The sequence below is a fragment of the Hutsoniella sourekii ATCC 700629 genome (genome assembly GCF_000518205.1).
Classification (GTDB): Bacteria; Bacillota; Bacilli; order Lactobacillales; family Aerococcaceae; genus Hutsoniella; species Hutsoniella sourekii.
Map to the genome: position 1 here is coordinate 23,083 of NZ_KI912400.1, position 24,116 is coordinate 47,198.

Below are 24,116 nucleotides of genomic sequence, written 5' to 3' on the forward strand. Positions count from 1 at the left end.
TCCTTTATGGTTTTGATCCATTATAGCAAATTTTACTACCAAGTGATGGCGGGCAATGGTAAAAGCTCCTTATTTTGGTTATAATAGAAATGCTGTATAAATAAGGAGGGATAGTGTGAGTTATCAGGCTTTGTATCGGGTATGGCGCCCACAATCATTTGATGAATTGGTGGGCCAACCTGTTATTAGCGAAACATTAAAAAATGCTGTACGATCCGGCCGATTTGGTCACGCCTATCTCTTCACAGGTCCACGAGGGACCGGAAAGACTAGTGCGGCTAAGATTTTAGCTAAGGCCATTAATTGTCCTAATCAAACCGATGGTAATCCATGTAATCAGTGTGACATCTGCCAGGGGATCACGGAGGGCCAGATTAGTGATGTCGTTGAAATTGATGCGGCCTCCAATAATGGTGTCGAAGAAATTAGAGAGCTTCGGGATAATGTGCGTTATGCGGCGAGTGTCTGTGAATACAAGGTCTATATCATTGATGAGGTCCACATGCTGACAACAGGTGCCTTTAATGCACTATTAAAAACACTAGAGGAACCTCCGGCTCAAGTTGTCTTTATTCTAGCGACGACGGAACCTCATAAGATACCGGCCACTATCATTTCAAGAACTCAACGATTCGATTTTCAACGGATTCAGCTAAGTGACCTTATGCTCCGCATGGAGGAAATTCTTCAGGATCGCAAGGTGGATTATGAGAAAGAGGCTCTATCCATTATCGGTCGAGCGGCTAATGGCGGAATGCGGGATAGTCTTAGTTTATTGGATCAAGCCTTAGCTTTTAGAGATGATTTCGTCTCCATTGACTCCGCCTTGGAAGTATCAGGGAGCCTCAATCAATTAGACTTTATCACTTATTTAAAGGCGGTCTACCAAGGAGAAAGTGAGGAAGCTTTACAGGTTCTCCATGACCAATTCGCTCAAGGCAAGCAAGCTAGTCGCTTTGTTGATGAGCTGACCTTGTTTGTCAGAGACTTATTGTTGACCAATTTTACTCAAAGTAATTATAGCCTACTCAGTGAGGCTGAATTGGAGCCGTTAGCTGACTTGCCGGTTGATTTTTATTACCGAATGATTGATGGTCTAGATCAGACAGCTGATAAGATGCACTTTACCACACAACCTGACTTATACTTAGAAGTGATGACCATTCAGATTGCTCAAGGTCATGATCAAGTCATGGCTCAGGGAGCCACTCAAGATGATCAGTCAGTTGATTCTCAAATGATCTTATCGCTCAAAGACCAGATGAACCGCTTAGAGGAGCAGTTAGCCCAGCTTCATAGTCAAGTTCAGGGCCAGGCCAAACAAATAGACCAAATGCAAGTCAATCAGGAATCATCTGGAGCACCTGAAACGTCAAGTGAACCTGCTCCTGAAGAGCCTGTTCGTACGCCAAGACCAAGACCTAACAATCAAGCTAATTATCAAGTAGAGTTAGAATGGATTTATTATGTACTCAACCAGGCTACTCACCAAGATATCCAAAAGCTCAAATCTTCTTGGGAATCGATCGTAGAAGACCTGCCGGCCAAGGACCGAGCTAAATTTGCTGGTAGTCAGCCTCTAGCTGCTGGTCCGGAAGTGGCCTTAGTGAGTTTTGAAAGTAAATCGTACTGTGGTTTGGTCCAGCATGATCAAGAATTATTAACTAAATTAGACCAGATCACTCAGGATAAGCTAGGACAGACGCTCATCTATGTCTTTGTCTTCTACCATGACTGGCCCCAAATCAGACAAAACTATACAATCTTAAGAAAGCAAAATAGCAATCAACCGATCCAACTACCTAATATGGCAGAAAAACTGGCTAGTTACCAAGAGTCATTACAAAGTTCTAGGAATGAGCAAAGTGAACCAGTAGAAGTGGCCAACGATGAACTGGCGATGCCTCATAATCAGGAATCTAGTCAAACGCAAGCCGTCACAGTAAATAGCCAAGAAGAGGAGTCAGAGGATCCATCAGCCAATCTACCCGATTCAATTGCTAAGATGGTTGAAGCTTTCGGAGAAGAGAACGTTAATATTTATTATGACCGTTAATCTAAAGGAGGAATTTAAATGCGCGGAATGGGAAATATGGGAAACATGATGCAACAAATGCAAAAGTTACAAAAAGATATGGAAAAAACACAAAAGGAATTAGAGGCGAGTGTTTATCGAGCTACTGACACTAACCAGCTTGTCACTGTCAAAGTAAACGGCAAGCGGGAAATATTAGAATTAACCATTGATGAAGCACTAGTTGATCCCGATGATATCGATATGTTGCAAGACTTAGTGATTGCGACAATTAATGAGGCGCTAGCGCAGGTTGACCAAGCCACTCAAGATAAGATGGGGCGCTTTACTAAGGGCTTAAACTTACCATTCTAGATAGGAGGAGATGAGGTGCAGTATCCAACACCGATTGCTAAGTTAATTAATAGCTTCACCAAGCTTCCGGGAATTGGAGCCAAGACCGCTGCTCGTCATGCCTTCTATGTCCTAGATATGAATGAGGCGGATGTTCTGGAATTCGCTCAAAATTTGATCAATGCAAAACGGGATCTAACCGTATGTAGTATTTGTGGTAATATCACTGATACTGATCCTTGTATTATCTGTAGTGATGAGAGCAGAGATCCTTCACAAATTCTTGTTGTTGAAGATGCTCGGGATGTTATGTCAATGGAGCGTATGCAAGACTATCGAGGTCTCTATCATGTCTTAGGAGGCGTCTTATCACCAATGGAGGGAACAGGTCCGGAAGACTTAGCGATTGCTCAATTGATTAAGCGTTTAGAAGATGAGGCTGTTCAAGAGGTAATTATCGCAACGAATGCAACTGCTGAAGGAGAAGCGACGGCTGTTTATCTTGCACGCTTGATCAAGCCAGCAGGCATCAAAGTGACACGCCTGGCCCATGGTCTATCGGTAGGTAGCGATATTGAATACGCGGATGAAATGACATTATTTAGAGCGATTGAAGGTCGCCGAGAGATGTAGGGGGTATAAGGATTGTTAAGACAAAGATTCATATCGATAGAAGGGCCAGATGGCTCCGGTAAGTCCACTGTCGTCAAGCAATTGGGCCAACGGTTACAAGAACGAGGTCTGGATCCCCTCCTTACTCGAGAGCCTGGTGGCAGTCCAATTGCCGAACAAATTCGTGAAGTTATTCTCCATACGGGGAATACGGCTATGGATATACGAACAGAGACCTTGCTCTATGCGGCAGCTCGGCGTCAACATCTTAGTGAGACCATTCTCCCAGCCTTGGAAGCCGGCCGCTTAGTTATCACAGACCGTTATGTGGATAGCTCCCTGGCTTATCAAGGGGCAGCGCGAGATATTCCCATGGAGCTAGTCTGGCAGATCAATCAATTCGCGATTGAAGATTTCTTGCCGAGCTTAACACTCTTAATAGATGTTCCTTCGCAAATAGGCTTAGAGCGAATCCACCAGGCACGGGGTCAAAGACAATACGATCGCTTGGACCAAGAAGACCTGTCCTTTCATCAAGCTTCACGTCAGGCATTCTTGGACCTAGCTAAACAGGCAGCCGACCGATTTGTTGTGATAGACGGTTGCCAACCCATTGAGCAAGTAGTAGACGACTGCTTAGATACCCTAGCATACCGTCAAATTATTGATAAATAGATTAAATAGAAAGGATTGATTCAGATGAAGATGATAATCGCCATCGTTCAAGATGATGATGAACAAGCATTGGGTGAGGCTTTTATGCAAGCAGACATTAAGGCAACCAAGTTAAGCAGTACCGGTGGATTTTTAAGAGCGGGTAATACGACATTCTTAGTCGGCTGCCGCGAATGTGATGTGGATCGTATTCTAGCTATTATTAAGGATTCGTCTCAAGAGCGTCAGCAAGTGGTTGCTACACCGACTAGCTTTGACATTGATTATGGCATGGCGCAAAGCTTTCCAACGGAAGTAGCAGTTGGAGGTGCGATTGTATTCGTCTTACCTGTCGATGAATTTCACCGCTTCTAGGAATCAATGCTGATGGAAAACCTACAAGCTACTAAGAATCACTTACTCAACTTGATCACCTCCCAGCGCTTATCTCATGCTTATGCTCTAACGGGTAAGAATTACCCGGGTAAGCAAGAAGTAAGCCAATATTTGATGATGGCTCTGACCTGTCCAGCTGTCAGCCAAGAAGGTCAGCCCGATGGGACTTGTACTATATGTCAGCGGATTAAGGCTAATCAATTTCCAGATGTCCTCTATGTGGAAGCCAGTGGGCTAAGTGTTAAAGTAGACCAGATTCGCTCTCTAAAAGAATGGCTAGCAACGAGTCCGGTAGAAGCTGATTGTAAGTTGGCTATCATTGAACAAGCGGAATTGATGAATCAAGCAGCGAGTAATGCGCTTTTGACAGTATTAGAAGAGCCTTACGATAATGTCTATCTTCTTCTTTGGACGCCTAGCATGAGTCTTCTCTTGCCAACCATCCAGTCCCGGGTTCAAGAACTCAAACTAAGCGAAGCGACCAACGTTTTGGAGACTTTACTAGCAGCGGGTATTGATCGCAACCATGCAGAGGTCTTGACGCTGTTATCGAGCGAGACGAGACAACGTTTGCAGGTAAATTATAAGCAGGACAGCTTCACTGCCTGGTTGAAGGCCTTAAATTTTTTCTACTCACTCTTGATTCAAAATCATCCTCAGGCCTTTGTTAGTGTTCAAACGCAGTTGAAGCCCTTTTTATCGAAGCAACAAGCTTTGGATGGCCTCGAATATTTAATGGTTATCAATGCCCAATTATTAGAAAGTGATTTCCAGGAACCTGCTCAGATCTTTTCCTATCAGTTGGACAAGATCAAACAAGCTACCCAACCGAAGGTCCATCAATTACTCGTGATCAACCAAGAAATCATTCAGGCTAGGCAATATATCTTAGCTAACGTCCAGCCTCAATTGGCTTATGAAAATATGACTTTAAGCGTCCAGACAGGGCAATAATTAACAAGGAGGTGTGCCTACTATGAACCAGCATGATTACGAACAATTACTAGAGTTAGCCGATCAACAATTACTGGAATTAAGTGATACGGTGGCACAACTTCGCCAAGCCTATCATCAATTAGCTGAGGAAAATAATCAGCTCAAAATAACCAACCATGACTTAAGGGAAATGATGTCAACAGTTCACCCCGCTGAAGAAGAGAAGCAATCAGCTGAAATTGAACAACAAATAACCGGAGGAAAAAATCGTTTGCAAGGCTTTTACGACCAAGGGATCCATATTTGTCATCAGTACTTTGGCTTATCAAGAAGTCCAGAGGAAGGTTGTATCTTCTGCCAAGACGTCTTAGATGGACTGGAGGATTAGGATGCAGAGTGATTCAGTCAACTTGAAGCAAGATGAACGTATTGATAATTTCCTACAAGCCAATATCCAAATCATCCAAAATCCTCAGTATTTTATGCTATCGGTTGATGCTTTGCTTTTGGCTGATTTCATTGAATTACCTAAGCGGTCATTTCATTATGTTGATTTTTGCTGTGGTAATGGAGTGATTCCCCTATTGCTGAGCGCTCGGACTGATCAGAACTTACTGGGAATTGAACTTCAAGAAGATTTGGTGGATATGGCTCGCCGTAGTGCCCAGCTGAATAAAGTGGATGGACAAGTGACCTTTCTGTGTCAGGATTTGAAGGAATTCAAGCGTCCGTCAGGAGTATTATTTGACGTGGTCTCTTGTAATCCCCCTTACTTCGTAGTTGAAGGAAGCCAGGCGGTTCACCAACTAGATAGCCATGCTATTGCTCGTCACGAGATTTATTTGAAGTTAGAGGATTGGGTAGACAAGGCCCGGCAAATTATGAAGACCAAAGGGAAGCTTTATATCGTTCATCGTCCAGAGCGTCTGGATGATTTGATGGAAGTCTTACTAGCTAAGGGTTTTGCGGTCAACCGGCTCAAGTTTGTCTATTCTAAGCCTTCCGGCCGAGCTAAGACGGTACTGATTGAAGCTATCTATCAAGGGGGTCGTCAGGGCGTTAAGGTTGATCCCCCTTTCATTGTTCACCAAGAGGATGGCTCCTATAGCCCAGAAATGTTGGCTATTTATCATGGCTGATAAGAAGTATTATTTCTACGTCTTATATTGCCAAGATAATACACTCTATGCAGGTTATACAACTGACTTGAAGCGACGGGAAGCGTCACACCGTAGTGGAAAGGGTGCTAAATACACTAAGCCTGCCTTTCGGCAGCCTGTGCGAATGATCTATGCTGAGTCTTGGGCAAGTAAACGTTTAGCAATGCAACAAGAGTATTGGTTTAAGAAACTCAGTCGCAAGCAAAAAGAAGAATTCCTAGCCTATCACGGGCAAAACCAATTGAGTGAGGGGCAACTAATAGTTGTCAACCGTATGAATGAGGAGGCCATCGATGCAAATACAAAAGAGTTACCATGACTCCCAAACAGGAAAGCTCTATTTAATACCAACTCCCATTGGTAATCTTGAAGACATCACCTTGCGGGCTTTACGACTGCTAAAAGAGGTGGACTTGATACTAGCTGAAGATACGCGCAACTCCGCTAAGCTACTTCACCACTTCGATATAACCACCCCAATGAAAAGCTTCCATGAACATTCGAGTGACCAAGTGGTCAGTGATCTGATTCAACGCTTGCAGTCAGGGCAAAGTTTAGCCTTAATCTCAGATGCAGGTATGCCTTTAATTAATGATCCTGGTCATCCGCTGGTTCAAGCGGCGCTTGAAGAAGACTTAACGGTTATTGCCCTGCCAGGAGCTAATGCAGCTTTGACAGCTCTTGTTGCCTCTGGCCTACCGGCTGACCGCTTTACTTATTATGGCTTCTTTCCAAGAAAGGCCAGTGACCAGGCGAAGGTCCTAAAACAAGTAGCCGAGGGCGGCCACACGGCTATTTTCTATGAGTCTCCTTACCGCTTGCTTAAGTTGGTTGAGGTGGTCTCTAAGCAACTAGGACCGGATACATCGCTGACACTAGCTAGAGAATTATCTAAGAAATATGAAGAATATATTCGTGCCAGTGCTGCCGATCTCTTAGCTTATCTGGATCAAGAAGGTATCAAGGGAGAGTGCGTGGTTCTCATCTCTCCTTCACCTTTAAGTGAAGGGGCAGGGGAGGATTTATTGCCGATTAAGGATCATGTGGACCTGTTGATGGCCCAACAAGGTCTTAAGCCCAACCAAGCGATTAAGCAAGTGGCTAAGATACAGGGTTTGTCCCGTCAGGAGGTCTATAGTAGCTACCACGACTTGGATGACTAGTGAGGAGGCTGTTAGGTGATTTTTTATCAGTTATCGGCGGTCTTGTTAGGCATGGCCTTGTTGGCTGCCTTTTTATTTAAACCTTGGCTTCAGCCCACTACTTTTTCGCTTTATGGCTTATCGTTTCTGATTATGGGCCTGGTTGTCCATAGTAACTGGCGCTTAATGTATGCCTTGAGGTATTTTTTCTACATCATTTCAGCTTTTGTGAGCTTAATTGTACCTGTCATTATTTTTTTATTTTTACTGTTAGTGATATTTCGTAATGTTCACTATTATTCCTGGCGTAATGTTGATTTTATTTTAAGGATTATCATTATTTTATCAGCGCTGATCTTTTTATTTTCTTCGGTTTGGGCCTTTTTCTATTCCAATGAGAGTCAGTTAGCTAACTTTGTTAACCTGTATAACTTGCTAGCCTTATATATTTCCTCTACATTTGTCTCTTATGTTATTATTAATACTTTCTTGAACTTGTATCCGGGATTCAAATCCCTTGACTACATCGTTATTTTAGGAGCGCAGGTTGGAGAGGACGATCAATTACCAGCCGTACTCAAGCACCGTTTACAAGTAGCTTTAAAAATTTATCGGCGTCAGCCTAATGCTACTTCCATTTACTTTATTGTGACTGGCGGTCGTCAGAAGGGGCGCCCCTATTCTGAAGCAGATCTAATGGAGGCCTACTTAAGAGAACAGGGTGTCGTCGGTCAACAGATTATTAAAGAAGACCAAGCTCAGAACACTTATGAGAATTTTATTTTCTCTAAGCGCTTAATGAAAGAGGCACCAAGCGCTCATGTGCTTGTGATAACGAGTCGTTTCCATCTGGTACGTTCTCATTATTTAGCCCGAATGGCTCATTTTAAGACCAGTTTTAAGGGGTCAGGTACGCCTTTATATCTTTGGCCTTATTCGATGGTGCGGGAGTACATGGCTTATATTTTATTAACCAAGGAAATGAATTATTTTGCTATGATTTTCTTAGGTCTTCTAGCCTCAACCGGTGTGATTATTTAGGAGGAAAAAGAGTGATTCAACGGTGTCAATGGGTTCAAGGCAAGCCGGATTATTATCTAGACTATCATGATCAGGTCTGGGGAAAGCCGGAATACGATGATAGTCAGCTGTTCAAATGGCTGGTCTTGGAGACCTTCCATGTCGGTTTATCTTGGCAACTCGTCTTGTCTAAATATAATCATTTTATGGCGGCTTTTGACCAGATGGACTATGGAGAAATCGCCAGCTACTCCTCTAGTAAGATCGAAGAATTAAAGCAAAATGAAGGCATTATCCGCCACCAAGGTAAGATCCAAGCGACCATTACTAATGCCCAATGCTTTATGGCTGTACAAGAAGAATGGGGAAGTTTTTCTCAATATATTTGGAATTTTACTCAAGGTCAGGTGGTGGATCGTCAGGAGGGCCCCATGGCTAAGCAAAGTGTTCTTAGCGACCAAGTAAATAAAGATATGAAGAAACGTGGCTTTAAATTCATTGGTTCAATCACGATTTATTCCTATCTTCAAGCAATTGGGATCATCAATGATCATGATCCCACCTGTTCTTTTAAATACGAAACCAGCTCTCTCTATCAAGTATAGATAGTAAAGAGCTGGTTTATTTTTTAGCGTTTTTTTAATTCTTCCAAAATTTCTGTTAGTAATTCTGTTTCGCTAGGGCCTTTATCCTCTTCTTCTGGAGCGACTAGCTTCTTGCCTTGAACACGTTCTAAGGCCTTCAATGTAATATACAAGAAGAGAGCAATTAAGAAGAAGTTAATTAGAGCTTGTAAGAACAAGCCAATGCCGATAGTTGTATTTCCCAAGGTTAAGGATAATCCAGATACATCTGCAGCACCTGTAAAGGATACAATAATTGGCATAAAGATATCATCAACGAGACTATTAACGATGGCTGTAAAAGCAGAACCCATAATAATACCAGTTGCCATTGTAATAATACTTTTATTTGAGATAAATTCCTTAAATTCTTTCCACATTTTATTCACCTCCTTTAGCTATCTTAATCATATCAATTTGCTAAAAAGATGGCGACTATTATAAATCGAGAAAACGTTTTAGCGAACCTTTTGAATATAACGATCTATTGGGAAGTCATCAGGATTAATCTTCCATTCACCATTTAGAATTAGCTGACTCCATTGGTAACCCAAGAAGGGACCACTAGTAAGACCAGATGAACCGAGTCCGCTGACGGCCCAGAAATTATTTAATTCAGGAATAGCACCTACTAGGACCGCATAATCCGAAGTATAAGCTCGAATACCGACGCGGATGGAATCAGGCTCACTAAAGTCGACTTGTGGCATCCACGACTGGGCCTTACTTTTAATTTCTTCAATCACTGCTGGATCAATAGTTAGGTCATAGCCCTTGTCATTTTCATGGGAGGCACCGAATGCAATACTGCCATCATTAAATGGAATTAAATCAATTTGACCAAAAGGCATTACCACTGGCCAATGTTGGTTAGACCATTCAGGTCGTGACAAGGTAAAAAGTTGACCCTTTTGGGGACGAATATCAACTTGGTAGCCAAGTGGTTCTAATAATTGTGGCAGCCAGGCGCCAGAGCTGGCTAGAATAGCATCATAGGCAGTGGCAGGGTGGTTAGGACTAGCTACTTCAACTTGTCCTTCTCCCTTATCAATCAGCTGGGCTGTTTGACGAATCACTTGACCGCCTGCATCCTTTACCGCTTGTTGCAAGGTCTCAATTAAGGCTTGGCCATGAACACGGCCTCCACCTGGCACAAAGGTCGCTGGATAATCTGATTCCAGTAGTGGAAAGACTCCGTTGACCTGATCAGCTGATAAAGCTTGGACCTGACCAATGGAAGGGGAATCTGCTTGCTTTTGAAGGCTTCGTTCTTGGTCTTGGGCTAGGATCTCTTCCTTACGTCGGACTAATAAGGCGCCGTCTACTTGGAAGATTGAATCCACCTCATAGCCATCTGCACTTAAATCAGCCATCAATTGACGGTAGAATTCAGCACCATTAGATACGAGGAAGTACCAGGGTTTATTACGCTTGAGGGTGAACCACGGGCAAATAATTCCTGCCGAAGCCTTGGTAGCTTGACCGGTCCCTTCATCGAACAAGTCGACTTCAAGGCCTGCTCGACTCAAGTAATAAGCAGCGGTTGATCCGACGATCCCGCCTCCGATAATCGCAATACGTTGGGTCATATGATATACCTTCTTTCTATATTATTAGTTTACTTGAAAGTTCTTAGAGATTAAATATGGAATCGACTAGTATATAATAGATTTCAAGGAGGTAGGAAGATGAACAAAAAACAGACGATATATTTCCCGGATTACACGATCGGCCTCGATGCTTATGATGCGGTGGTTGATATTTGCCGCCCTTATGGTCAGACTGTAGCTATTATCGGGGGTCAGACAGCGCTATCGAAAGCAGGTGATTTGATTGAGGCTTCTCTAACTGACAGTGACATGGAAGTCTTAATTGTAGAACCCTACGGTGGCGAAGCTAGTTATGAGAACGTAGAACGCCTTGGAGCGATCAAGGAAGTACAAGCAGCGGATCTCTTATTCGCGGTTGGAGGAGGACGTGCTCAGGACACGGTGAAGAATCTCGCAGCGGAACTGGATAAGCCTTTGTTTACCTTTCCCACGATTGCGTCTAATTGCGCTCCAGTAACGGAAGTGTGTGTGATGTATACGCAGACAGGTGAGATGAAGGACCTTTATTATCGTCCAAAGCCACCGATTCATTGCTTTATCAATAGTCAGGTGATTGCCCAAGCGCCCGCTCGCTATTTATGGGCCGGGATTGGGGACGCTTTGTCTAAGGAGATTGAATCTCATTTTTCGGCTCGTGGTCGTGATTTATCCTATCAGGATGCCCTAGCATTAGCTAGCAATACGGGCACCAACCAGCGCTTGATGCGAGACGGTAAAGCAGCTTTAGATTCTGTTCACCAGGATCAGGTTAACTCCGCTTTAGAAAGTGTGATCCAAGATATTATCATTTCGACCGGTATCACATCGATTATTATTGATCCTGGATACAATATTGGCTTGGCTCACTCCTTCTATAATGCGGCTACTTACTCGCCCAAGGCTAGCCGTCATGAACACGGGGCCTTAGTTAGTTATGGTCTTTTGATTCTATTGACTATTGATCAAGCCCTCCAGGAGCGGGATCAACTGCATGCTTTTATGAAAACGGTAGACCTGCCAACCCAACTAGGAGCCATTGATTTGTCTGATCCCCAGGACCTTGATCTCGTTCTTGATAAGATGATGCAGCAACCGGACCACCGAGTCTCTCCATATCCAATAAATAAAGAAATGGTCAAAAAAGCCATCCAAGCCTTAGAATCTCTTTAATAATATTGAACAGCAAAAATCCCATGTGAGCCACCAACCGATCGAAAGAGGAAGGTGACCTGGACATGGGATTTTATCTTTAACTAAGGATTATTTTCGGTGATTCAGCCACTGATAGCCACCACCCATAATGAGTCCACCACCAATATAATTACCAATAAAGGTGATCAACCAATGGACGAGAATATGGGGCCAGGTAAAGTCGGGCATATAGTTACCCGCTAAGAAATGCGCGAGACTAAAGCTAGCAAAGTTAGCGATGACGTGTTCAAAGCCAAACAAAACAAAGATAGCAATGGGACCAAAAATAAAGACAATCTTACTCCAATCATCCCGCATTCGGTTGGCGCCTAGAATGGCTGTATTCACTAACATATTCGCCAAGATGGCATCCAAAAAGACAGTGCCGAGTGACTTGTTAAACTTACCTGTGACGACAGTAAATAAATAATGGTCTGCCTGAACGGCTTGGAAAGCGGAGCTATATCTCAGGGCTAGCGCTAGAAAAACACTGCCCAGCAAGTTGCCTAGAAGACACATCAGTAAGGTCTTAACCAATTCTCTCCACTGAATCTCCCCTTCTAAGGCGGCAGAGGTCAGATACATCATATTAGAAGTCGCTAGCTCCGTATTCATGAAGATAATCATAACCAGACCCCATGGGAAGAGACTAGTATAAATTAATTTAGCCATACCTGGATGGTCAGCAAAATAATTGGCGGCAAAGATAGCAATGAGGCCTCCAAAAGTGAGAAACACTCCAGCTAAAAAACTGCGAAAGAAATAACGACCAGGAGACTGATGACAGAGTGTAACCTTTACTTGAGCGGCTTGGTAATTAGCCGCCATGAAGGAAGATGATGACAAGTTAAAGCTCCTTTCCCAAGCTAAAATTTAAAAATGATTATAGCCTAAGATCCTGATTAATTCAACTATTCAAAAAAGCGACCAAAAAGGACTAAAGACTATAAAAAGGTCGATTCGATTAGTCTCTTGAGTCGCCCTGGACAGTTTGTTTAATTTTTGGATGGTTGGGGATAAAGTTCGGGATTTTGCCCCATTCATAAAAACACCACCAAAGAGCAATTAGATAGCTGTTCTTTAGTGGTGTTTGCCCGCTTCAGACCTTAATGAGCGGTCTATTTTTGTGAGGCGCTAGAGGTAGTATCAGTTTCTACCTTGGTAGCTGGCTTAGCGGTGGCTTCTAATTTAGGACTGGCTTGGGTTGAAGCACCCGTTACTGCATCTGCATTGGGATCATCCACTAATTTCTGGCCGGTTTGGGCTAGATACCAGTCAATGATCGGTTTTAGGTCATGGATATATTCATTGATGCCCATGTAAGCGCCGTTTTCGTCATACATGGCTTGATAATTGTGGACAATATATTTTTCAGGGTAGTCTTTCTTGATGTGCATTCTAATAACATCTTTTTGGCCTGAACGTAATTTTTGTACCACTGAAGCGGCTCCTGCTTGGGCGCGATCAGGGTGAACAACCCCTAGAGGAGAACCGACGCTTTCAGGTGTACGAGGAGCTAACATATCACTAGCGTCCTTGTGGTGATTATAGTAGAGATACTGGTTGTTGTAATCAGCATAGGTGATTTCAAGTGGCAGTGAATTCAACAAGTAATTTAATTGGTTAACTGTTAGCACTCCGCGGTCCAGCTTAACGTAGTCATCACCTTCACAGGCTTGAACCTTCTCTGCCGCTTGTTCTACCCAGTCATCAGCGTTCATATCAACATCAATTGTAGTATCAATAGGCTGAGTCGCCATCAGGTCTTCTTCAGGCAGTTTTTCTGGTTCTTCTAAGACTTCCACGGCATCGATAAACTTCAGGAAGTTCTCCAAGCAGAGCGTTAAGAAGTCAATGGTCCGTTGGTTGTTGAGATCTCCTTCTTCATCGAAGGCATCCTTGACGGATCCTAGTAAGAATTCATTCCCCGGCATGGTCAAGGCATTAACGCCCGGTGCTTCTAGAATTTTACGTAAATGAACTTGGGCTCGTGACGATCCTTGGCTAAACCAAGAAGCTCCAATAATCATGACTGGCTTGTTAGCTAGTGGGTGGATATTAAATGATAGCCATTCAATCACACTTTTTAAGGCTGAAGGAATCGTATGGTTATGTTCAGGTGTTGAAATAATGACACCGTCAGCTTGGCGGATACGACGAGCAATACCTTGAATTACCGGACTATTAGTTTGGTCATCGCTTTGGTTGAAAAGGGGGACATCCTTAATTTCGATGATATCTAGATCGAATAAGGGACCATACCATTTTTGGATGTATTGAAGGAGCATGCGGTTGTGAGACTTTTCGGCAGCAGAACCAACAATACCGACTAATTTTTTCTTCATGATAGATTTCCTCCTTGGATGATTTATTCAGCGTGCTTAGCCGCTTCTTGGGCTTGTTCTTCCTGGTCTTGAATAGCGGTCTCGATGGCTTGATCTTGGCCTTCATCATCCCACTCGAAATCTGCCGCTTCCTTCTTGTTGCGCTTATGACTGCGCTTTAATTGTTTAGAAATGGTAATAAAATCTAAGAAGTCATAGAAGATGTCTTCTAACTTTTCGATTGTTTCGTTGTTAGTTAGATTACCTTCTTCATCAAAGGCTTGTAGCGAGTGACTTAATAGGAATTCAGAGTTAGGCATCACAAAGCCACGAATATCTGGAGAGTCTAAGATTTGACGTAAGTGTTGTTGGGCCCTTGATGAACCTAGAATCCCGTATGAGGCGCCTGTAATCATGATTGGCTTGCCAACCAGAGGGGTAATACCGTAAGACAACCAGTGAAGCGCATTAGAAAGAGCGGCTGTTACCGAGTGGTCATATTCAGGAGCACCGATAATTAGGCCATCAGCGGCTTCAATCTTAGCTGCCACTTCTTGAACACAATCAGGGACTTGCTTGTCTTCTGGCTTATTGAAGAGCGGGAATTCCTTGATCTCAGCTAATTCAATCTCAGCGTCTTCTTGGAAGTGCTTTTGGATATACTGAAGTAAGGTCCGGTTGGTAGAATGGTCAGAATTGGTGCCGACAAGGCAAATAATCTTAGTCATAGTCATCTTCCTCCTAAAATAAATTATATGATTTGCTCACGCAATGTATCTAGCTCAGCTAGTAAATTGGTATTACGGTTGATTTTGGCATAAGCTCTAGCATCGTAAAATAATTCTTGAATCTTCTCTTTATCCTCTTCTTGGATGATGGCATTTCGTAAAAGTTGCATGGCGGCTCGGGCCAGATAATAAGTGATATGGTTATCAGCGCAAATAGAGAGGGCATAGTTCAATAAAGCGTTAGATATTTCCATCTCATGGATGTGAGCATGATAGACACCCGATTGGTAGACAATATGGAGCACTCGCCAAGTCTCTTCAGTTGTCTGGGTTGGGAAATGATAGATTTCTTTCATGGTGCGACTGAAATAGAAATCAGCCTTTTCCAAATCTCCTTCACGCATATAGACCATACCCGTTCCTGCATAGGCAAGAAGGCGGTAGATATCCAGATGCGTCTGGCGGTCTGCGAGTAGAATTTGATCAAAGACAAATAAAATTTCAAAGGCGGGAGCACCTAGGTAAATCATTAGAAAGCCCTTGATATAATGATAACGCTGGCAAATTTCACTGTCAGATTCTTCATCAAGCTGGATGGTCTCTAATAAGTCCCAAGCTTGTTGATATTCCATGGTAATTAATTTAAATTCTGCTTGGTTTAACTTTTCAATTACTTCACTTTGCTCTACGCCTACCCGAGGGAAGAGGTCTCCTAGGCTAATTCCTAGCCGGCTACAGAGGGCCTGCAGGATCTTTAAGTTAGGAATTTGGTTATTATTTTCAAAGCGACTCAAGGTAGCCTGAGTGCATATGCCCTCCGCTAACTCACTTTGTGAATAACCGCGCTCTTTGCGAACAGCAATGAAGTAATCGATGTTCATTTGATAGTTTCTCCTTTCTTTTCAATAGACAGATGAATCATTACTAACCCTATTAGATTATACGTGGAAACGGTGACAGGGTCAATAATATACACAAATTATATATAATAAAATATATAAAACTTAGCCAGAGTATTAGTGAAAGATTTATATAAATAGTTTACGAGAGCCGAGGAGACGAATCAAGCTAGACGAGGTTCAAGTTGACTGGCGGGCAATAAAAAAAGACACCCTGAGGTGCCTTTAATTTAATCTTTCTTATGGTAATAATCTTCCTTCTTCATGTCTTCAAAGATAACATGAATATTTTCACGCGGTGCGCCGGCGTGTTGGTGGACAGTTTCGATGATTTCTTGGGCCATTTGAGCCTTAGCTTCAGGACTTCTTCCTTCAACTAATTGAATCCGTACAAAAGGCATAGATCTTCCTCCTTAAAATTGAATCCGACTGATGACTTGTTTGATCTGTGGAAAGCGGAAAATAAAACTTAAAATGAGCGTATTCAGTGGAAGCGAAATCGCATTCTTAAGGATACGCATCGGCATGAAGACGACCCAAGCCTTGTCTTGTAAGATTCGAATCCATAGTGAATTTAATCCTAGATTAACAATCAAAGTGACCAAGGTAACGGCTACAAGGATCGACTTCCAGTTGATGGGCCGTCTCCAGAAGAAATAACCGTAAATAAAACCAGCCAGGCCAGATGCTAGGTCAAAACCAATAAAGAATTGTTGACCAGTAATCACAGCGTTCAAGACACTTTGAAGGAAGGCGGCTAGGGCGCCGTACCAAGGGCCAAGAATGGCCCCAAAAAACGCGGTTCCAATAAAGCCGAAGCCCATCTTCACCATATTGCCAACATTGAATGCAGGAATTAATCCCAAGGCAAAGCGAAAGGCAAACAGGACAGCCATAACCGTAATATGGCGTGCTGTAAGCTTGCCGATTGAACCGCGTGAGCGAAGTGATGTAAACATAATAAATCTCTCCTTCTGATCAGAGAGCCAACAAGTTGGCAGCGAATGCGAAAGTAAACCGCGACATTCGTCTTCGTACCCAGGCAACATTCCATCCGGGGTCACTTAACGCTTACTTTCTACTCTGAATTTTTATTTTGCCATTAGTTTAGCTGATTAAGTACTAGTTGGCAATAGGCTATTAATCATTTTGCCATTAAAAAGTGGATTCAACTAGAAAGTATTAACCAGTTTCTCATTTTTTCTTGACTTTTACTTTTTGGCTCGTTATGATATCTGTGTATATATGAAACGCTATGAGATGTTGAGTACATCCCCTTAGACCCTTAGAGAGCCTGCGCTTGGTGCAAGCAGGTGGCTAGTTGGATGGAAGATGGACATGGAGCGGTCAGCTAGAGGACCTAGTTGAACGGGTGAGCCCGTTAGGATCTAAGCCTATCTTTAAGATAGGTAGGAGGCATAATTTTTTATGCGAATAAAGGTGGTACCACGAAGTTAGACTCTCGTCCTTTTTATAAGGATGAGAGTATTTTTGTTAGGAGGTAAATGATGATTCATTTAGAAGATATTAGTGTCATATTCGAAGCGGATGACCGAATTGTCACAGCTGTAAAGGATGTTGACCTACGCGTTGAGCGTGGAGAGATCTATGGCATTGTCGGATACTCAGGCGCAGGGAAGTCTACCCTGGTTCGAACAATTAACCTATTACAACGCCCAACCCAAGGTTCGGTTCATGTGAATGGGCAAGACTTGATGAACTTGTCAGCTAGTGAACTCAGAGAGGCACGCAAGAAGATTGGGATGATCTTTCAACACTTCAATTTGATGGAATCTCGGACAATTTTTGAAAATGTTGCCTACCCACTCAAGGGTAGTGGCTTGAGTAAGGAACAAGTGCGGGACAAGGTCTTGGAATTATTGGATCTAGTGGGACTGAAGACTAAGACGGATGACTACCCAAGCCAGCTGTCAGGGGGACAAAAGCAACGGGTCGCTATTGCAAGAGCCTTAGCTAATGATCCTGACATCCTCCTCTGTGATGAAGCGACTAGTGCATTAGACCCTAAGACTACCTCATCGATCTTGGAACTGTTGCGGGAACTCAATCAGAAGTTAAATATCACCATGGTGGTTATTACCCACGAAATGGCCGTAGTTAAGGACCTATGTGACCGAGTAGCTGTAATGGAGAATGGTCAAGTCTTAGAAGAGGGAACGATTCTGGATATGTTCACCAATCCGAAGGAAGCCTTAACTCGGGAATTTATCAATACGGCGACTCACTTTGACCAAGAGATTGCCAAAGTAATTGCCCACCCAATGACCCACGACCTTGTCGCTAGTGGTGAGATTTACCGGCTAACCTATGTAGGTGCGGATACTATGAAGCCATTAATTGCTAACTTGGTACGTGAATATGATGTCGATGCCAATATTATTTATGGTCATGTGGAAATTATTCAAGGGACTCCAACTGGAAACTTGTTGATTGCTATTCAAGGTGAGCCTAACAATATTGCTCAGGCCCTAGCCTTCTTAGATCAAGAAGAACATATTGCTATCGAGTCGATGAATGCCATTATCCAACAAGAGTATACCGATCAGCAACAATTGATTGAGGAGGTCTTATAATGCCATTATTATTAACAACCAATGCTTTTATTGAACAATATTTCCCTTATGCTTGGGATTTGCGGGAAGAATTTGTCACTGCCACTTGGGAGACCCTCTATATGTTGGGCTTGGCAGTTGTCTTTGGCGGGTTCTTTGGACTTGTTCTAGGAATTGTGATGACTGTCACTGGACCCGGTGGTATTCTAGAAAATAAGCCTGTCTATAAGGTCTTAGATAGTCTGATTAATGTCTTCCGTTCGATTCCATTTATTATCTTATTGGCCTTATTAATTAACGTCACGCGAGCGATTGTTGGAACAACCATTGGAGCCACCGCTGCTTCCGTTCCAATTATTGCTTCAACGATTCCATTCTTTGCTCGTCAAGTTGAGATAGCTCTCTTGGAAGTCGATCCGGGGGTTGTCGAAGCAGCTGAAGCGATGGGGTCCAGTCCGATGGATATCATTATTCGCGTCTATCTAAGAGAGGGACTCCCTGCCTTGCTTAGAGTGAGTGCCTCAACCATTATTAATGTCATTGGCTTAACAGCTATGGCTGGTTCTGTTGGTGGGGGCGGTCTAGGAACGATGGCCATTGCTCGTGGTTACCAACGAAGCCGGATGGACATTATTCTAGTGTCAACGGTGTTAATCTTACTTGTGGTACTTGTTAGTCAACTCTTCTTTAACTGGTTGATTCGCCGAGCCACCCATAAATAAAATAAACCATCCGATAGAAAAGTTTTACTTTCGCTATCGGATGGTTCTTTAATTAGTGTGTATATTTATCTTGAAATTCCTTAAAGCGCTGGATAAAAATCTTTAAGTCCTTCAAGCTTGAAGCATAGGAAACTCTAAAGTAGCCACGACCTGATTCACCGAATAATTGGCCCGGTGTGACTGCTAACTTGGCTTCATGAGCCAGGGCTAGGCAGAATTCATAATCGTCTCCTCTAAACCAATCAGGCACTTTTACAAAGAGGTAGAAGGCACCTTGAGGGTAGAGAGCTTGCAGACCTAGATCAGTGAGGCCTTGGTAGATCAAGTGTCGACGTTCATCGTAGGATTGATACATCCGCTCCACATCTGGATCCGCTTCTTCGTAAGCTGCAATTGCCCCATACTGTACAAAGGATGTCACACAAGTGACCGCTGCTTGATGGAGTGGATAGAGCGCTTCGATCAATTCGCTTGGTCCGGCTAGGAAGCCACAACGCCAGCCTGTCATCGCATGAGCCTTGGAGTTTCCATTGATGAGTAAGGTACGTTCCGGAGCAATCTCGGCAATGGATACATGGTGGCCGCTGTAAGTAAGGACGGCATAAACCTCATCGGTAATAATATAGAGATCATGCTTACGACAAACTTCAGCAATCGCTTCGAGTTCTTGTCGGTCATAGGTTACACCTGTCGGGTTAGATGGATAGTTCAGCATGAGGGCCTTGGCCTTAGGATTTTGGTCCAGGGTCTGGTCTAGAACGTCAGGATCTAGCTTCAGCCCTGTCTGACTTGTGTTAATAGGAAGGGTGGACCCACCAGCTAGGATTGCATGGGTATTATAGATAACGTAGTTAGGTTCAACCACGACCAATTGTTCACCTGGATTCAAGAGTCCCATGGTTGCTACCATCAGGGCTTCAGTGGATCCTGTTGTCACTAAGATATCCGTATCAGCATCATAGTTGAGTTGATAGTTCTTGGCCAAGTAGTTACTAATAGCTTGACGTAGGGCTAGGACCCCTCTGGAATGAGCATAGCCACTAATATCAGCATCAATAGCAGCCTTAGCAGCTTCTTTGATCACTTCCGGTGTAGCAAAGTCCGGCTCACCAATGTTAAAATACATTAGACCTTCAATATGAGAAATTTTATCATTAAAGGTACGAATCGAGTTACCCGGCGCTTGTTGAACCCACTGGTTAATATTAGAATAATCCATAAATTCCACCTCTTAATCAAGATTTAGAAGCCGATGAAGGCCTCTAGATTAATTGCTAACCATTGTACCACATTTTTTTGTAAAAAGGGCTTGACTTATGAAAAAAGTTAATATATGATTAGAAACAAGTTAAGAAACAAACACATCGAAGTGGAAAGTAACTTTGTTTACATTCTTAGAGAGCCTGCAGGTGGTGCAAGTAGGCAATGGACAGCAAAGTGAAAATGGCCACCGAGTGGCTGTTGTGAATGCCTCGGCAATAACAACAGACGGACGCACCCGTTAGGAGTGACACGGTATGCAGTGCATCAGGAGCGAAGCTTAATAATTATCAAGCTCCCCCGATCAATGGATCGGCTAAGACTAAGTACCGTAGGAGGCTATATTCAGTGATGATATAGCGAATAAAGGTGGTACCACGAAGTGATAAGCTCTCGTCCTTTCAGGATGAGAGTTTTTTTGTATATAAGGGGGAATTATTGAAGAAGAGTTAGCATTTAGGTCCAGCTTAGCGTTCACTTGCAGTCAATTTAAAGGAGAGATAAGATGATTAAATTCGTTCAAAAATTAAGTGTATTAACTTTAGCAGCTAGTTTATTGGTTGGTGGTGCTAGTCAAGCACAAGCTCAAGACAAGGAATTTGAAGGGCAAACGGTCACAGTAGGGATTGTATCTGGACCTGCAGAAGATGTCTGGAATGTGATTAAGGATAAGGCCGAACAAGAAGAAGGCATTAAGATTGAATTCGAATTATTTACTGACTATAATCAACCTAATGTTGCCCTACAAAATGGCTCCATTGACCTCAATGCCTTCCAGCACGTTGCCTTCTTAGAAGATTGGAACGAAGCCAATGATGGTGACTTGACGCCATTAGGTTATACCTTTGTATCGCCAATGGGTGCCTACTCAGAGAAGATTCAATCACTAGATGAATTAAAGGAAGGCGACACTATTGCTATTCCTAATGATCCAACGAACGGTGGCCGTGCTATTCTTGCCTTAGAATTAGCAGGTAAGATCAAGGTTGACCCTTCTAAAGGGGCACTCGTAACGCCTGAAGATATCACAGAAAATCCACTTAACTTACAGATTGAAGAATTAGATGCCGCGCAATTAGCGATTTCACTACCGGATGTAGCAGCAGCCTTCATCAACTTAAACTTCGCCACAGACGCTGGCTTGAAGTTGTCTGATGCAGTCTTCGTTGATGCGGACCACCCTGATCAGTTAAACGAGAAATATAAGAACGTCATTGCTTCTCGCGAAGAAGATAAGGATAACCCACTCTACCACAAGATTGTCGAACTCTATCAATCCCAAGAAGGGGCTCAAGCGATTTATGACTCAACCAATGGAGGTGATAAGCCTATTTGGGAAGATGCCCCAGTTATTACTTCTGCTAGTCACTAATTAAGTCAGATTAAAGGAGAGAAAATCATGAAAAAATTTATCCAATCATTTGCTGTATTATCACTTGCGGCTAGTTTGTTTGCCGGTACTGGACAGGCTGTCCTAGCTCAAGATAAAGAATTCGAAGGTGAAAAAGTCACCATCGGTCTAGCAGCTGGTCCTGAAGAAGATGTCTGGGAAGTAGTCCAGAAGAAAGCCAAAGAAGAAGAAGGCATCGATATTGAATTTGAAGTGTTCACTGACTATAATCCAATTAACACAGCTGTTGCTGACGGGTCTTTGGATTTGAACGCTTTCCAACATGAGGCCTTCTTAGATGAGTGGAATGAAGCTAACCAAGGTGACTTAAAGGTACTAGGTTATACTTATGTCTCTTCAATGGGCGCTTATTCAGAAACATTGGCTTCACTTGATGACCTACAAGATGGCGATAAGGTAGCTATTCCTAATGACCCAACCAATGGTGGACGTGCCCTTCTGGCACTAGAACTAGCAGGGGTTATCAAGGTAGACCCATCTAAGGGAGTGCTAGTGACCCCTGAAGATATTACAGACAATCCAAAAAACATTGAAATTGTCGAAGCAGATGCTGCTCAATTACCAGCCCTTCTACCAGACGTTGCTGCAGCAATCATCAACACAAACTTTGCGGTTGACGCAGGCCTAGACTTCCACTCTGCTATCTTTGTAGATGCTGAGTACCCAGAAAAACTAAATGACAAGTACAAGAACGTAGTGGCCGCTAAAGAAGAAAATGCAGACAATCCACTATTCAAGAAAGTAGTCGAACTCTACCAATCTGAAGAAGTGGCACAAGCCATCTACGATGCTTCAAACGGTGGCGACAAGCCAGCTTGGGACGGTGCGCCTCGCATTGAATCAGCTTCCAACGAAGAATCACAAGCCAGTGAAGATTCTCAAGACGCCCAAGATTCAGAAGCCGAAGCTTCAAGTGAAGAATCAGCAGCCTAAATCAATTTGTTAGTAAAGAATCATTAATTAAAGGAGGTGAGGACAATGTCTGGCGACTGTGCCTGTCCCTGTTACTGTTGGTTAGACCAGCTGTTAAATATAAGAGCGCATCAAGCGCATCAATTAAAGGAGAGTTTCTATGAATATATTAGCTTTAATCATTGTCCTAGCCCTCTTTGGTGTGATTTACCAATTATCTAAACGCGGGGCCAATTTTACGACCAAGGTACTAACTGCAACAGCCCTTGGTGCTATAGTCGGCCTGATTTTTGCCGGTCATACAGAATACGTGGCTGTCTTTGGTCGCATCTATGCCAGCCTACTTAAGGCTATCGTTGTTCCTTTGCTATTCTTTTCAATTATTAATACTGTGGCATCTCTGGAGAATACACGCTCGCTTACTACCATTGGTAGCAAGACGATTGGTGTCTTGAGCTTGCACAATATCTTAAGTTCTATCCTAGCCATTGCGGTTGGCCTTCTCTTAGGCGTGGGACGTAATAGCCACATTCCAGTCCCTGAGACTGCTGAGGTTCGTGAGATTCCAAGTTTTGTGGATGCCTTTGTCAGTTTCTTCCCGTCTAATATTGTCGAACATGCTGCCAACAACCAGGTAATCCCAATCATTGTTTTCTCCCTATTAATCGGTATTGGGATTATTAGCTTCCAGGACAAGGAAGAAATTAAGCCATTTGTTGATTTTATTCGGGCAGGAAATGACGTTATCTTTAATGTGGTAGGAATGGTTACCCGTTTCACCCCATATGCTGTTCTAGCCTTGCTGGCCGATGCCGTTGGCAAGTTTGATGCTGCTTCATTGGGTGCCTTGCTTCTAGTGCTAGTGGCTGTTTATGTGGCTTCTCTCTTCCATTCCTTTGTAACAACAGGAGCTTTGGTGGCCGTTCTAGGACGAGTCAATCCTTGGATTTTTATCAAGAAATTCTTGCCAGCATGGTTGATTGCTTTCTCCACCCAAAGTTCTGTGGGAAGTATTCCAGCTAATGTGAATGCTCAAAAATCAATGGGAGTACCTGAGAAGATTGCCACCTTTGCGGCTTCTATTGGTACAACCTTTGGTATGCCAGGGTGTGCGTCAATCTGGCCAATTCTTCTAGCCATCTTCACGATTAATACCTTGGGCATTGAATTTACCATTTGGAATTACTTGTATATGATTGTGGTTGCCTTACTGGTATCAGTAGGAACAGTTGGAGTTCCGGGGACGGCTACTATAACTGCTACCTTGCTCTTCACCTCAATAGGTCTACCGGTAGAGATGATTATTGTCCTAACCCCTATCTCAGCGGTTGCTGATATGGCTCGAACTGCCACCAATGTGATTGCTGGAGGAAGTACGGGTCTGATTACGGCAGCTCTAGAAGGAGACTTGGACCGAGAGATCTATCAAGCTCAAGAGGTCAGCTTGGATTCCAAGGAATTGGCCGCTGATCATCGTTAATTGAATAGACAAAGAAACAAGTCAAAGTTCGGGCGTTAAAGCTCCAACTTTGACTTGTTTTTGAATTCAATAAGTTAATTCTTTTCACTTTCCAATGAGAATATTTGCTAGAATAA

Annotated in this window: 27 protein-coding genes, 1 riboswitch and 2 other annotated features; of the genes, 18 read left to right on the forward strand and 9 right to left on the reverse strand. The window is 43.2% G+C overall.

Going from position 1 to position 24,116, the window contains the following annotated elements; genetic code table 11:
* The first annotated feature begins 115 nt into the window (after positions 1–115).
* Genes dnaX through T408_RS0109935 form a run of 12 tightly spaced genes read left to right on the forward strand, consistent with a single transcriptional unit; the run spans position 116 to position 8,893 of the window.
* Positions 116–2,056: a DNA polymerase III subunit gamma/tau gene (gene dnaX / locus T408_RS0109880; RefSeq protein ID WP_028119754.1), complete on the forward strand. Its 1,941-nt coding sequence runs from the start codon at positions 116–118 to the stop codon at positions 2,054–2,056.
* 18 nt (positions 2,057–2,074) lie between these two features.
* A complete protein-coding gene (locus T408_RS0109885) occupies positions 2,075–2,389 on the forward strand; it encodes a YbaB/EbfC family nucleoid-associated protein (RefSeq protein WP_028119755.1) in 315 nt (104 codons plus the stop codon).
* Between the two features lie 15 nt (positions 2,390–2,404).
* The gene (gene recR / locus T408_RS0109890; protein ID WP_028119756.1) at positions 2,405–3,001 is read left to right on the forward strand and encodes a recombination mediator RecR; all 597 of its coding nucleotides are present in this window, start codon (positions 2,405–2,407) and stop codon (positions 2,999–3,001) included.
* A 12-nt stretch (positions 3,002–3,013) separates the two neighbouring features.
* Entirely contained in the window at positions 3,014–3,655 is a 642-nt protein-coding gene (tmk, locus tag T408_RS0109895) for a dTMP kinase (RefSeq protein WP_028119757.1), read from the forward strand.
* Between the two features lie 24 nt (positions 3,656–3,679).
* Positions 3,680–4,009, forward strand: coding sequence for a cyclic-di-AMP receptor (locus T408_RS0109900; RefSeq protein ID WP_028119758.1), 330 nt, complete (start codon positions 3,680–3,682; stop codon positions 4,007–4,009).
* 12 nt (positions 4,010–4,021) lie between these two features.
* Complete coding sequence (locus T408_RS0109905; protein WP_028119759.1) at positions 4,022–4,984, forward strand: hypothetical protein; 963 nt, start codon at positions 4,022–4,024, stop codon at positions 4,982–4,984.
* A gap of 22 nt (positions 4,985–5,006) precedes the next feature.
* Complete coding sequence (locus T408_RS0109910) at positions 5,007–5,354, forward strand: initiation control protein YabA (RefSeq protein WP_028119760.1); 348 nt, start codon at positions 5,007–5,009, stop codon at positions 5,352–5,354.
* Between the two features lies 1 nt (position 5,355).
* Positions 5,356–6,105: a tRNA1(Val) (adenine(37)-N6)-methyltransferase gene (locus T408_RS0109915; RefSeq protein ID WP_028119761.1), complete on the forward strand. Its 750-nt coding sequence runs from the start codon at positions 5,356–5,358 to the stop codon at positions 6,103–6,105.
* Positions 6,098–6,445 (forward strand): GIY-YIG nuclease family protein, encoded by a 348-nt coding sequence (locus T408_RS0109920; RefSeq protein ID WP_028119762.1) that lies wholly within the window; start codon positions 6,098–6,100, stop codon positions 6,443–6,445. Before T408_RS0109915 ends, T408_RS0109920 begins: the two co-directional genes overlap by 8 nt.
* A complete protein-coding gene (gene rsmI, locus T408_RS0109925; protein ID WP_028119763.1) occupies positions 6,420–7,289 on the forward strand; it encodes a 16S rRNA (cytidine(1402)-2'-O)-methyltransferase in 870 nt (289 codons plus the stop codon). The genes T408_RS0109920 and rsmI overlap by 26 nt, the downstream gene beginning before the upstream one ends.
* Positions 7,290–7,304: 15 nt before the next feature.
* Positions 7,305–8,309 (forward strand): YdcF family protein, encoded by a 1,005-nt coding sequence (locus T408_RS0109930; protein WP_028119764.1) that lies wholly within the window; start codon positions 7,305–7,307, stop codon positions 8,307–8,309.
* Positions 8,310–8,320: 11 nt separating this feature from the next.
* Positions 8,321–8,893 carry a DNA-3-methyladenine glycosylase I gene (locus T408_RS0109935; RefSeq protein WP_028119765.1) on the forward strand — a complete coding sequence of 191 codons (573 nt, stop codon included), beginning with the start codon at positions 8,321–8,323 and terminating at the stop codon, positions 8,891–8,893.
* Positions 8,894–8,916: 23 nt separating this feature from the next.
* On the opposite strand, the gene mscL is transcribed toward T408_RS0109935, so the two are convergent.
* On the reverse strand, positions 8,917–9,291 hold the full coding sequence (gene mscL, locus T408_RS0109940) for a large conductance mechanosensitive channel protein MscL (RefSeq protein WP_028119766.1): 375 nt from the start codon (positions 9,289–9,291) through the stop codon (positions 8,917–8,919).
* Positions 9,292–9,369: 78 nt separating this feature from the next.
* Entirely contained in the window at positions 9,370–10,500 is a 1,131-nt protein-coding gene (locus T408_RS0109945; protein ID WP_028119767.1) for an NAD(P)/FAD-dependent oxidoreductase, read from the reverse strand.
* Positions 10,501–10,599: 99 nt separating this feature from the next.
* On the opposite strand from T408_RS0109945, the gene T408_RS11520 reads away from it, so the two are divergent.
* On the forward strand, positions 10,600–11,670 hold the full coding sequence (locus T408_RS11520; RefSeq protein WP_035420635.1) for an iron-containing alcohol dehydrogenase family protein: 1,071 nt from the start codon (positions 10,600–10,602) through the stop codon (positions 11,668–11,670).
* Between the two features lie 90 nt (positions 11,671–11,760).
* Here T408_RS11520 and T408_RS0109955 read toward each other — a convergent pair whose 3' ends face one another.
* The 6 genes from T408_RS0109955 to T408_RS0109980 all read right to left on the reverse strand — a co-directional run bounded on the left by T408_RS0109955 (position 11,761) and on the right by T408_RS0109980 (position 16,601).
* Entirely contained in the window at positions 11,761–12,537 is a 777-nt protein-coding gene (locus T408_RS0109955) for a formate/nitrite transporter family protein (protein WP_084544038.1), read from the reverse strand.
* 272 nt (positions 12,538–12,809) lie between these two features.
* Positions 12,810–14,036 (reverse strand): NAD(P)H-dependent oxidoreductase, encoded by a 1,227-nt coding sequence (locus tag T408_RS11525; RefSeq protein WP_035420636.1) that lies wholly within the window; start codon positions 14,034–14,036, stop codon positions 12,810–12,812.
* Between the two features lie 23 nt (positions 14,037–14,059).
* Positions 14,060–14,743 (reverse strand): NADPH-dependent FMN reductase, encoded by a 684-nt coding sequence (locus T408_RS11530; protein ID WP_084544040.1) that lies wholly within the window; start codon positions 14,741–14,743, stop codon positions 14,060–14,062.
* Between the two features lie 23 nt (positions 14,744–14,766).
* Positions 14,767–15,624: a helix-turn-helix domain-containing protein gene (locus tag T408_RS0109970; protein ID WP_028119769.1), complete on the reverse strand. Its 858-nt coding sequence runs from the start codon at positions 15,622–15,624 to the stop codon at positions 14,767–14,769.
* Between the two features lie 248 nt (positions 15,625–15,872).
* Positions 15,873–16,043, reverse strand: a complete 171-nt coding sequence (locus T408_RS0109975; RefSeq protein ID WP_028119770.1) for a 2-hydroxymuconate tautomerase — start codon at positions 16,041–16,043, stop codon at positions 15,873–15,875.
* Positions 16,044–16,055: 12 nt separating this feature from the next.
* Positions 16,056–16,601, reverse strand: coding sequence for a folate family ECF transporter S component (locus T408_RS0109980; protein WP_051444894.1), 546 nt, complete (start codon positions 16,599–16,601; stop codon positions 16,056–16,058).
* Positions 16,602–16,638: 37 nt separating this feature from the next.
* Positions 16,639–16,730, reverse strand: a riboswitch (THF riboswitch).
* A gap of 158 nt (positions 16,731–16,888) precedes the next feature.
* Positions 16,889–17,115, forward strand: a binding site (T-box leader).
* A 35-nt stretch (positions 17,116–17,150) separates the two neighbouring features.
* Here T408_RS0109980 and T408_RS0109985 point away from each other — a divergent pair.
* Positions 17,151–18,236, forward strand: coding sequence for a methionine ABC transporter ATP-binding protein (locus T408_RS0109985; RefSeq protein ID WP_028119772.1), 1,086 nt, complete (start codon positions 17,151–17,153; stop codon positions 18,234–18,236).
* Complete coding sequence (locus T408_RS0109990) at positions 18,236–18,937, forward strand: methionine ABC transporter permease (RefSeq protein WP_028119773.1); 702 nt, start codon at positions 18,236–18,238, stop codon at positions 18,935–18,937. The genes T408_RS0109985 and T408_RS0109990 overlap by 1 nt, the downstream gene beginning before the upstream one ends.
* Positions 18,938–18,989: 52 nt before the next feature.
* Here the strand turns inward: T408_RS0109990 and T408_RS0109995 are convergent, their stop codons facing one another.
* The gene (locus tag T408_RS0109995) at positions 18,990–20,156 is read right to left on the reverse strand and encodes a pyridoxal phosphate-dependent aminotransferase (protein ID WP_035420638.1); all 1,167 of its coding nucleotides are present in this window, start codon (positions 20,154–20,156) and stop codon (positions 18,990–18,992) included.
* Between the two features lie 136 nt (positions 20,157–20,292).
* Positions 20,293–20,601, forward strand: a binding site (T-box leader).
* A 101-nt stretch (positions 20,602–20,702) separates the two neighbouring features.
* On the opposite strand from T408_RS0109995, the gene T408_RS0110000 reads away from it, so the two are divergent.
* The 3 genes from T408_RS0110000 to T408_RS11535 all read left to right on the forward strand — a co-directional run bounded on the left by T408_RS0110000 (position 20,703) and on the right by T408_RS11535 (position 24,000).
* Positions 20,703–21,569, forward strand: coding sequence for a MetQ/NlpA family ABC transporter substrate-binding protein (locus tag T408_RS0110000; protein WP_028119775.1), 867 nt, complete (start codon positions 20,703–20,705; stop codon positions 21,567–21,569).
* Between the two features lie 27 nt (positions 21,570–21,596).
* On the forward strand, positions 21,597–22,541 hold the full coding sequence (locus T408_RS0110005) for a MetQ/NlpA family ABC transporter substrate-binding protein (protein ID WP_028119776.1): 945 nt from the start codon (positions 21,597–21,599) through the stop codon (positions 22,539–22,541).
* A gap of 139 nt (positions 22,542–22,680) precedes the next feature.
* Positions 22,681–24,000, forward strand: coding sequence for a dicarboxylate/amino acid:cation symporter (locus T408_RS11535; protein ID WP_035420640.1), 1,320 nt, complete (start codon positions 22,681–22,683; stop codon positions 23,998–24,000).
* Positions 24,001–24,116: the final 116 nt, after the last annotated feature.

What these genes read in the sequence shown, in the direction of transcription:
- T408_RS0110000 (WP_028119775.1), top strand. Translation starts at nt 20,703, where the DNA reads ATGATTAAATTCGTTCAAAAATTAAGTGTATTAACTTTAGCAGCTAGT.
- T408_RS11535 (WP_035420640.1), top strand. Translation starts at nt 22,681, where the DNA reads ATGAATATATTAGCTTTAATCATTGTCCTAGCCCTCTTTGGTGTGATT.
- T408_RS0109920 (WP_028119762.1), top strand. Translation starts at nt 6,098, where the DNA reads ATGGCTGATAAGAAGTATTATTTCTACGTCTTATATTGCCAAGATAAT.
- T408_RS11525 (WP_035420636.1), bottom strand. Translation starts at nt 14,036, where the DNA reads ATGAAGAAAAAATTAGTCGGTATTGTTGGTTCTGCTGCCGAAAAGTCT.
- T408_RS0109900 (WP_028119758.1), top strand. Translation starts at nt 3,680, where the DNA reads ATGAAGATGATAATCGCCATCGTTCAAGATGATGATGAACAAGCATTG.
- T408_RS0109980 (WP_051444894.1), bottom strand. Translation starts at nt 16,601, where the DNA reads ATGTTTACATCACTTCGCTCACGCGGTTCAATCGGCAAGCTTACAGCA.
- T408_RS11530 (WP_084544040.1), bottom strand. Translation starts at nt 14,743, where the DNA reads ATGACTAAGATTATTTGCCTTGTCGGCACCAATTCTGACCATTCTACC.
- T408_RS0109885 (WP_028119755.1), top strand. Translation starts at nt 2,075, where the DNA reads ATGCGCGGAATGGGAAATATGGGAAACATGATGCAACAAATGCAAAAG.
- T408_RS0109990 (WP_028119773.1), top strand. Translation starts at nt 18,236, where the DNA reads ATGCCATTATTATTAACAACCAATGCTTTTATTGAACAATATTTCCCT.
- mscL (WP_028119766.1), bottom strand. Translation starts at nt 9,291, where the DNA reads ATGTGGAAAGAATTTAAGGAATTTATCTCAAATAAAAGTATTATTACA.
- T408_RS0110005 (WP_028119776.1), top strand. Translation starts at nt 21,597, where the DNA reads ATGAAAAAATTTATCCAATCATTTGCTGTATTATCACTTGCGGCTAGT.
- T408_RS0109915 (WP_028119761.1), top strand. Translation starts at nt 5,356, where the DNA reads ATGCAGAGTGATTCAGTCAACTTGAAGCAAGATGAACGTATTGATAAT.
- T408_RS0109975 (WP_028119770.1), bottom strand. Translation starts at nt 16,043, where the DNA reads ATGCCTTTTGTACGGATTCAATTAGTTGAAGGAAGAAGTCCTGAAGCT.
- T408_RS0109995 (WP_035420638.1), bottom strand. Translation starts at nt 20,156, where the DNA reads ATGGATTATTCTAATATTAACCAGTGGGTTCAACAAGCGCCGGGTAAC.
- T408_RS0109945 (WP_028119767.1), bottom strand. Translation starts at nt 10,500, where the DNA reads ATGACCCAACGTATTGCGATTATCGGAGGCGGGATCGTCGGATCAACC.
- T408_RS0109970 (WP_028119769.1), bottom strand. Translation starts at nt 15,624, where the DNA reads ATGAACATCGATTACTTCATTGCTGTTCGCAAAGAGCGCGGTTATTCA.
- T408_RS11520 (WP_035420635.1), top strand. Translation starts at nt 10,600, where the DNA reads ATGAACAAAAAACAGACGATATATTTCCCGGATTACACGATCGGCCTC.
- T408_RS0109985 (WP_028119772.1), top strand. Translation starts at nt 17,151, where the DNA reads ATGATTCATTTAGAAGATATTAGTGTCATATTCGAAGCGGATGACCGA.
- T408_RS0109910 (WP_028119760.1), top strand. Translation starts at nt 5,007, where the DNA reads ATGAACCAGCATGATTACGAACAATTACTAGAGTTAGCCGATCAACAA.
- T408_RS0109905 (WP_028119759.1), top strand. Translation starts at nt 4,022, where the DNA reads ATGGAAAACCTACAAGCTACTAAGAATCACTTACTCAACTTGATCACC.
- rsmI (WP_028119763.1), top strand. Translation starts at nt 6,420, where the DNA reads ATGCAAATACAAAAGAGTTACCATGACTCCCAAACAGGAAAGCTCTAT.